The organism is Atopomonas sediminilitoris (assembly GCF_022601735.1).
GTDB classification, from domain to species: domain Bacteria; phylum Pseudomonadota; class Gammaproteobacteria; order Pseudomonadales; family Pseudomonadaceae; genus Atopomonas; species Atopomonas sediminilitoris.
In genome coordinates, this window is the sequence record NZ_JAKUMM010000014.1 from 1 (window position 1) to 9074 (window position 9074).

The following is a 9074-nucleotide window of genomic DNA, read 5'->3' on the forward strand; positions in this document are numbered from 1 at the left end:
TGCGCTCAACGCCGCTCGTTTCACTCGCTGGACTGCCAAAAGCTGCGCTTTTGTCAGCCCGTTAGCTTAATCGTTAGCACTACTGATAAAATTCTATGTCTCTATTCTGGTCCAAGGGCGCCCATCAAGGCCAAAAAATTATCAGCATTCTCACGTTCTATTTATTTTTTTCGGCTCCGTTATACACATTTGCTTATCATGATTTTGTCCCAAGTGAACTGGTGTTTTGGCCAGCACTGATACTCAGCTTAATTTTTTCCACCGGAGTAATTTGTTTTGTTATTTTGGAGTTTAAAAATAAAACCTGGAAACCATCAGTTAAATTTTTAGTTTACAGTCGCAGCAAAAAAATTATGGCGGGTCTAGCATTGGCTATTTGCCTATTTCTTTTCTCACTACTAAATTTCTATTACATAATACCAAGGGCAATAACCAGTTTCACAGGAGAGGAAAACACAAAAATAGACACTGTTACGGCGCATAAAAATATTGGACGGCGCGAGGCTTGTAAGTTCTCAATCAAGAGTCAAACAGTTAAAAGCTTTATTTTCAAAATATGTACAACTTCATATTTTTACTCAAATAGCCCAGAAGGCAAATTTTATGTAAAAATTTATTTAATAGAATCACCTTTAGGGTTAATTATTAGCGGCGTAGACCGTGCGCAGTAATGCTAACTAGCGGTTCAAGTCGTTCGCTTCGCTCACTGGGACTGGCTAAAGCCAGCCCCTTAACCTGAACGTTAGGGCGCATCAAAAATGCCTAGAAACTACCAAGCCACAACGAATCCACACGCCGCTTTTCAGCGCGCTATCTTGTCGTTAGCTTTGGTGTTTCGCTCAAGGTCCGCGGCGCCTCCTGTAGGTTCGCCGGCGGGTTATTTGCGGTAAGCAATGGAAGGTTTTGACAGCATGGATCGAGTCGCAAATAACTACGTGTTTCGTCTTCACACCGCGTGCGTTTCGCCTTTTCGTTTGGGTGTTGCCTGTAGCTTCACGGCTACAACTTCGCATCCTAACAATGCGCTCAACGCCGCTCACTTCGTTCGCTGGACTGCCAAAAGCTGCGCTTTTGTCAGCCCGTTAGCTTAATCGTTATGCGCTGGTAAGAAACGAACCATGAAGCTACTCGCAATTCTTGCAGTTCTTGCATTATCACCAAGTACCTACGCAAGCGACTATTTTGAAAATGTCAGCGGCATTGAGTTCTCAGCCGACTCAACGGAAAAGTGCTTTAAGTTTGACAGTCTTCGCACATATAACTGCATACAGCATTTCTACACTGAATCACAAGAGGCACTAGAGAGAACATTTAAGCGAATATCATCTGAGGTCAAGCGGGATAGCACCCTGCTAACAGACTCTCAAGAAAAATGGCTTGCCTTTAGAAAAAGCGAATGCAAGTTACGCGCTGTAAGTGCCAGTGCGTTTCAAAACCCCACTGCCCAAGGGCAACTTTTCTTTGAAGCCTGCGCAACAGAACTTAACAATGAGAGAGTTAATAAGCTCAACAGCATTCAACTTGGCTGCGATTCATGCCTGCAATAAACCTTGTGCAAAGGCATAACAATTGGTTCAAGTCGTTCGCTTCGCTCACTGGGACGTCTAAAAGCTGCGCTTTTAGCCGCCCCTTAACCAAACGTTAGGCGCATTTGAATCGTGGTTATCCAACACCTCGCCACAACGAATCCACAGGCCGCTTTTCAGCGCGCGGTTTTGTCGTTAGCTTTGGTGTTTTGCTCAAGCTCGGCGGCGCCGTTTGCAGGTTCGCCAGCGAGTTATTTGCGGTAAACAATGGAAGGTTTTGACAGCATGGATCGAGTCGCAAATAACTACTTAGCCAACCGCACGCTTCGGCGTTTTGAGTCCTTCCGCTTGGGTGTTGCCTGCGGCTTCACGGCCACAACTTCGCATCCTAACAATGCGCTCAACGCCGCTCGTTTCACTCGCTGGACCGCCAAAAGCTGCGCTTTTGTCGGCCCGTTAGCTTAATCGTTAGGGCGCATCAAAAATGCCTAGAAACTACCAAGCCACAACGAATCCACACGCTGCTTTTCAGCACGCGGTTTTGTCGTTAGCTTTGGTGTTTTATTCTGCTCACGCGGTGCCGTTTGCAGGTTCGCCGACGGGTTATTTGCGGTAAGCAATGGAAGGTTTTGACAGCATGGATCGAGTCGCAAATAACTACTTTAGAAAGTCATCACTTCGGCGTTTTGGGTCTTTTCGCATAGGTTTTGCCTGCGACTCCACAGCCACAACGAGCCATCCTAACAATGCGCTCAACGCCGCTCACTTCGTTCGCTGGACGTCAAAAAGCTGCGCTTTTTGCCGCCCGTTAGCTTAATCGTTAGGGCGCTTGAAATCATGTTGGTAAACCATGCAACTACAACGACACCACACGCTGCTTTTCAGCACGCTGTTTTGTCGTTAGCTTTGGTTTTTCGTTCCAGCCCCGCGGTGCCGTTTGCAGGCTCGCCAGCGGGTTATTTGCGGTAAGCAAAGGAAGGTTTTGACAGCATGGATCGAGTCGCAAATAACTGCTTAGGTCATCGCCCGCTTCGGCGTTTTGAGTCCTTTCGCTTGGGTGCTGCCTGCGCCTTCACGGCCACAACGTCGCATCCTAACAATGCGCTCAACGCCGCTCACTTCGTTCGCTGGACCGCCAAAAGCTGCGCTTTTGTCGGCCCGTTAGCTTAATCGTTAGGGCGCTTGAAATCGTGTTGGTAAACCATGCAACCACAACGACACCACACGCGGCTTTTCAGTGCACTGTTTTGTCGTTAACTTTGGTGTTTTGTTCAAGCTCCGTGGCGCCGTTTGAAGGTTCGCCGGCGGGTTATTTGCGGTAAACAAGGGAAGGTTTTGACAGCATGGATCGAGTCGCAAATAACTACGTGTTTCATCTTTACACCGCGTGCGTTTCGCCTTTTCGTTTGGGTGTGGCCTGTTGCTTCACAGCCACAACTTCGCATCCTAACAATGCGCTCAACGCCGCTCGTTTCACTCGCTGGACTGCCAAAAGCTGCGCTTTTGTCAGCCCGTTAGCTTAATCGTTAGGCGCATTCAATTCGTGGTCATAAAGCACTCAGACACAACTCAGCCACACGCGGCTTTTCAGCACGCTGTTTTGTCGTTAGCTTTGGTGTTTCGTTCAAGCTCCGCGGCGCCGCTTGCTGGTTCGCCGGCGGGTTATTTGCGGTAAACAATGGAAGGTTTTGACAGCATGGATCGAGTCGCAAATAACTGCTTTACCAATCGCCCACTTCGGCGTGTGCTGCCATCAAGTTTGGGTTTGGCCTGCGGCTTCGCAGCTACAACTGCGCATCCTAACAATGCGCTCAACGCCGCTCACTTCGTTCGCTGGACTGCCAAAAGCTGTGCTTTTGTCAGCCCGTTAGCTTAATCGTTAGGGCGCTTGAAATCGTGTTGGTAAACCATGCAACCACAACGAATCCGCAGGCCACTTTTCAGCACGCGGTTTTGTCGTTAGCTTTGGTGTTTTACTCAAGCCCCGCGGTGCCGTTTGCAGGTTCGCCGTCGGGTTATTTGCGGTAAGCAAAGGAAGGTTTTGACAACATGGATCGAGTCGCAAATAACTACGTGTTTCGCCTTTACGCCGCGTGCGTTTCGCCTTTTCGTTTGGGTGCAACCTGTAGCTTTTCGGCTACAACTTCGCATCCTAACAATGCGCTCAACGCCGCTCGTTTCACTCGCTGGACTGCCAAAAGCTGCGCTTTTGTCAGCCCGTTAGCTTAATCGTTAGGCGCATTTGAATCGTGGCTATCGAACACCTCGCAACAACGAAGCCACACGCCGCTTTTCAGCACGCGGTTTTGTCGTTAGCTTTGGTATTTCGTTCAAGCCCCGCGGTGCCGCTTGCTGGTTCGCCGACGGGTTATTTGCGGTAAGCAATGGAAGGTTTTGACAGCATGGATCGAGTCGCAAATAACTACTTAGCCAACCGCACGCTTCGCCGTGAATCGCCATTTCGTTTGAGTGTTGCCTGTAGCTTCGCAGCTACAACTTCGCATCCTAACAATGCGCTCAACGCCGCTCACTCCGTTCGCTGGACTGCCAAAAGCTGCGCTTTTGTCAGCCCGTTAGCTTAATCGTTATACATATTCTTTGAGCTAGCAGAATGCACATAACCCTAGATTGCTCAACACACGAATCAGCAAAATTCTCGGCTAGCCAAATATTTAATACAGATGAAACAACGCTCATAAAAGCCCTGAAAACCATAAACCCGTATCAAGACACTAGCCAAAGTCCAAGTGCGCACATTTACCAGCAAATACACCTTAAGCTCGGCGCACCAATTGATGAATTCAATACAGTTTGGTTTCACGGCACAAGAGTTGATAATCCTGCGTCTTTTTACCAAGATGGAATTCTTCCCAAAAGTGCCGTAAAGCCAAAACTTGAAGCCACTCTAATTTCTCTGGCCGATGATCTTACTCATTCTGGAAGCAATCCATTTTCACTGTCTCTAGCGGGAAAGCAAACGGAGGCAGATGAAGGGCCGTTTGCTGTTTTATTCAAAGACATAGCGATTCACGCACCAGGAGCTAATCATAGCTACATCGAGGCACCTGAAATGGTAGAAGATATTGCGGGCTCGCTTTTAGGAGAGAACTATCACCTACTTGTCGAGCGTTACCAAAAAATCACCCAACCATACATAGTGTCATTCGTTGAGCAATCAGCAGGATACGAGCTACCTTGTGTACTGTGGTATCTCCACCTCATTGAAGATGGCGAGACATTGATCGATTCCGCATCAATTGCAAACACATGCTTCAATGCTGGCGGCAAGCTCATAGAGCCAAAACAAATACACAAAATAGAACGAGTTGGAAATGTATAACAACTGGTTCAAACCGTTCGCTTCGCTCACTGGGACGGGCTAAAGCCCGCCCCTTAACCAAACGTTAGAAGCCATAGCAATGAATGAAGTCGTCATCAAATCAGCAGATACAGCCGCACAATTGGTGTTGTCAAACATCGAAGGCGACTATTTTACTGCTTCATACAAAAGTCCTGATGTCTTCGTTTCGAGGCGTGTCTGGGGTTACACCGACTGCGAATTATTAGTTGATCTGTTTCTGTACATGGCCAAAGAATGGAAAGGCTGGGACGGCGAAATAAACTGGGTATCAATTGAGCAAGAATTTTCAGTTACATGCACATCAGATCAAAAAGGCCACATAGCGGTTAAGCTCAAGTTCTCCCAATACGAAGGCGCAGAACCTTGGGAAGCTCAAGTAATCTTAAATTTAGAAAGTGGACTAATGGAAAAGGCTTCAAAAGATATTAATAAATTTTTCCATGAGTGAATGGCTTCTAACTAGTGGTTCAAATCGCTCGCTTCGCTCACTGGGACGGGCTAAAGCCCGCCCCTTAACCAAACGTTAGGCGCATTCAATTTCGTGGTCATAAAGCACTCAGCCACAACTCAGCCACACGCTGCTTTTCAGCGCGCGGTTTTGTCGTTAGCTTTGGTGTTTCACTCAAGCTCCGCGGTGCCGTTTGCAGGTTCGCCAGCGGGTTATTTGCGGTAAGCAAAGGAAGGTTTTGACAGCATGGATCGAGTCGCAAATAACTACTTGGGTCATCGCGTGCTTCGGCGTATTTTGCCTTTCCGTTTGGGTGTTGCCTGCGGCTTCACGGCCACAACTTCGCATCCTAACAATGCGCTCAACGCCGCTCACTTCGTTCGCTGGACTGCCAAAAGCTGCGCTTTTGTCAGCCCGTTAGCTTAATCGTTAGGCGCATTTGAATCGTGATTATCAAACACCTCGCCACAGCGACACCGCAGGCCGCTTTTCAGCGCACTGTTTTGTCGTTAGCTTTGGTGTTTCATTCAAGCTCCGCGGTGCCGTTTGCAGGTTCGCCGTCGGGTTATTTGCGGTAAGCAATGGAAGGTTTTGACAGCATGGATCGAGTCGCAAATAACTACTTGGGTCATCGCCCGCTTCGGCGCGTATCGCCATTTCGTTTGGGTGTTGCCTGCCACTTCACAGCCACAACTGCGCATCCTAACAATGCGCTCAACGCCGCTCGTTTCACTCGCTGGACTGCCAAAAGCTGCGCTTTTGTCAGCCCGTTAGCTTAATCGTTAGAGTACTTCTCCTTGGAATATCTATCGCTATTCAGAATGCCAACACCAATGAAGATCACTGGAAGATCTTCAAGCATCACGAATGCATTCATAAATTCCATAATACCGGTTATTTATCCAACCGCTCATGAAGTACAAAATGCATTAGAAATCCTAGGTATGACACCACAAACCTACCAATGCGCTTATTGTGGTGGCATCGCTTCTGAATGGGATCACCTTCGCCCTCTAATTAAAGACAAGAAGCCAACGGGTTACATTTCTGAAATTCATAATTTAGTACCTTCTTGCGGGAAATGTAACCAATCCAAGGGCAACAAGAATTGGAAAGCATGGATGCTTAGTAGCGCACAACTATCTCCTACCGCGCGTGGAGTCAGTGATATTGATGAACGCATTAAACGCTTAGAAATTTACGAAACTTCGAAAGCTCCAACGAAAATGGATTTCGAGGCTATTGTAGGAAGTGAAATATGGGCTCTGCACCAAAATAACTTGGAGCGAGCACAGGCACTCATGCGCGAATCGCAAGCACTTGCTACCAAAATTAATTTTGAGGTTGCAATTGCCTACAAAGCACTCTAACAAGTGGTTCAAACCGTTCGCTTCGCTCACTGGGACGGGCTAAAGCCCGCCCCTTAACCAAACGTTAGGGCGCTTGAAATCGTGTAGGTAAACCATGCAACCACAACGACACCACACGCCGCTTTTCAGCGCGCTGTTTTGCCGTTAGCTTTGGTGTTTCGTTCAAGCTCCGCGGTGCCGTTTGCAGGTTCGCCAGCGGGTTATTTGCGGCAAGCATGGGAAGGTTTTGACAGCATGGATCGAGTCGCAAATAACTACTTAGCCAACCGCCCGCTTCGGCGAGTGTCGCCATTTCGTTTGGGTGTTGCCTGTAGCGTCGCAGCTACAACTTCGCATCCTAACAATGCGCTCAACGCCGCTCGTTTCACTCGCTGGACTGCCAAAAGCTGCGCTTTTGTCAGCCCGTTAGCTTAATCGTTAGGGATAGACATGGCGCCGCGTGCTCTACTTCTTTTCACAATCCTTGTCTCTATTAGCGTCAATGCAGAAGAAGCCTCTGGAATTGACTGCACAAAGGCATTTTCCACACCAGATGTGGAGCAATGTATTGCTATCGAATTGGATAAAACCGAAACCAGTCTGAATCAAGCTTATCAAGGCCTTGTAAAACAGCTTACTCAAGCCGACACAGCTCAAGACAACTACACCGAATACAGGAAAAAGCTTCTCATCGCCCAGCGTGCCTGGATAAAATTCAGAGAAGCAGATTGTGACACGCAATACGCAATGCATAGGTCAGGCACTATTCGCAACTCCATATATTTAAGCTGCAAGAAAGAACGTGCTGAGCAAAGAATAAAGGAGCTAAACAATTATGCACCGTATTAACCCTAACAACGGGTTCAAACCGTTCGCTTCGCTCACTGGGACGGGCTAAAGCCCGCCCCTTAACCAAACGTTAGGCGCATTTGAATCGTGGCTATCGAACACCTCGCAACAACGAAGCCACACGCCGCTTTTCAGCACGCGGTTTTGTCGTTAGCTTTGGTATTTCGTTCAAGCCCCGCGGTGCCGCTTGCTGGTTCGCCGACGGGTTATTTGCGGTAAGCAATGGAAGGTTTTGACAGCATGGATCGAGTCGCAAATAACTACTTAGCCAACCGCACGCTTCGCCGTGAATCGCCATTTCGTTTGAGTGTTGCCTGTAGCTTCGCAGCTACAACTTCGCATCCTAACAATGCGCTCAACGCCGCTCACTCCGTTCGCTGGACTGCCAAAAGCTGCGCTTTTGTCAGCCCGTTAGCTTAATCGTTAGGGCGCTTGAAATCGTGTTGGTAAACCATGCAGCCACAACGCAGCCACACGCCGCTTTTCAGCGTGCTGTTTTGTCGTTAGCTTTGGTGTTTCGTTCAGCCTACGCGGCGCCGTTTGCAGGTTCGCCGACGGGTTATTTGCGGTAAGCAATGGAAGGTTTTGACAGCATGGATCGAGTCGCAAATAACTGCTTTACCAATCGCCCACTTCGGCGCGTGTTGCCATTTCGTTTAGGTGTTACCTGTAGCTTCTCAGCTACAACTTCGCATCCTAACAATGCGCTCAACGCCGCTCGTTTCACTCGCTGGACCGCCAAAAGCTGCGCTTTTGTCGGCCCGTTAGCTTAATCGTTATATATCAAGGAGAAACATCTATGAGTCCGAAAGAAAAGATCATTTCTCAAGCAACGATTGCTTGGGCTTCACTATTCATCGCCCTTGGGTGTTACGGAGTTTTAACCGGACAATACTACATCCCGTCCAAGAGCTCTGGACTCATAGTCGGCGGCGACGCTTACCCTCTATCAATACTTACACTAGTTCTTGGCGCTTCAGTGGCAATACCTGAAGCGCTAAAATTGCTAGGCTTCAAACTAGAAAAATACAAAAAGCCACTCTTGGCAATTCAATACTCTTTGGCTGCCGCGATTATATACATCGCCTTTCGCAAGTTCTTCTAGCCTTGAAATATAACAATGCGCTCAACGCCGCTCACTTCGTTCGCTGGACTGCCAAAAGCTGCGCTTTTGTCAGCCCGTTAGCTTAATCGTTAGGCGCATTCAATTCGTGGTCATAAAGCACTCAGCCACAACGCAGCCACTCGCCGCTTTTCAGTGCGCTGTTTTGTCGTTAGCTTTGGTGTTTTGCTCAAGCTCCGCGGTGTCGCTTGTAGGTTCGCCAGCGGGTTATTTGCGGTAAGCAATGGAAGGTTTTGACAGCATGGATCGGGTCGCAAATAACTACTTGGGTCATCTTCCACTTCGGCGTTCTTGGCCTTTTCGTTTGGGTGTTGCCTGTGCTTTCACAGCTACAACTTCGCATCCTAACAATGCGCTCAACGCCGCTCACTTCGTTCGCTGGACCGCCAAAAGCTGCGCTTTTGTCGGCCCGTTAGCT

7 protein-coding genes are annotated in these 9074 nt (G+C 48.3%); all 7 read left to right on the plus strand.

All coding sequences use genetic code 11. From position 1 onward, the window contains the following. Positions 1–95: 95 nt before the first annotated feature. A complete protein-coding gene (locus MKI83_RS16725) occupies positions 96–671 on the plus strand; it encodes a hypothetical protein (RefSeq protein ID WP_241588454.1) in 576 nt (191 codons plus the stop codon). Positions 672–1118: 447 nt separating this feature from the next. After that, positions 1119–1547, plus strand: coding sequence for a lysozyme inhibitor LprI family protein (locus MKI83_RS16730; RefSeq protein ID WP_241588456.1), 429 nt, complete (start codon positions 1119–1121; stop codon positions 1545–1547). A 2590-nt stretch (positions 1548–4137) separates the two neighbouring features. Further along, positions 4138–4866, plus strand: a complete 729-nt coding sequence (locus MKI83_RS16735) for a hypothetical protein (RefSeq protein WP_241588457.1) — start codon at positions 4138–4140, stop codon at positions 4864–4866. A 79-nt stretch (positions 4867–4945) separates the two neighbouring features. Continuing rightward, positions 4946–5335, plus strand: a complete 390-nt coding sequence (locus tag MKI83_RS16740) for a DUF6228 family protein (protein WP_241588459.1) — start codon at positions 4946–4948, stop codon at positions 5333–5335. An 833-nt stretch (positions 5336–6168) separates the two neighbouring features. After that, positions 6169–6705, plus strand: coding sequence for an HNH endonuclease (locus MKI83_RS16745; protein WP_241588460.1), 537 nt, complete (start codon positions 6169–6171; stop codon positions 6703–6705). A 429-nt stretch (positions 6706–7134) separates the two neighbouring features. Beyond that, complete coding sequence (locus MKI83_RS16750; protein WP_241588462.1) at positions 7135–7533, plus strand: lysozyme inhibitor LprI family protein; 399 nt, start codon at positions 7135–7137, stop codon at positions 7531–7533. A gap of 799 nt (positions 7534–8332) precedes the next feature. Next, a complete protein-coding gene (locus tag MKI83_RS16755; protein WP_241588463.1) occupies positions 8333–8638 on the plus strand; it encodes a hypothetical protein in 306 nt (101 codons plus the stop codon). Positions 8639–9074 lie beyond the last annotated feature (436 nt).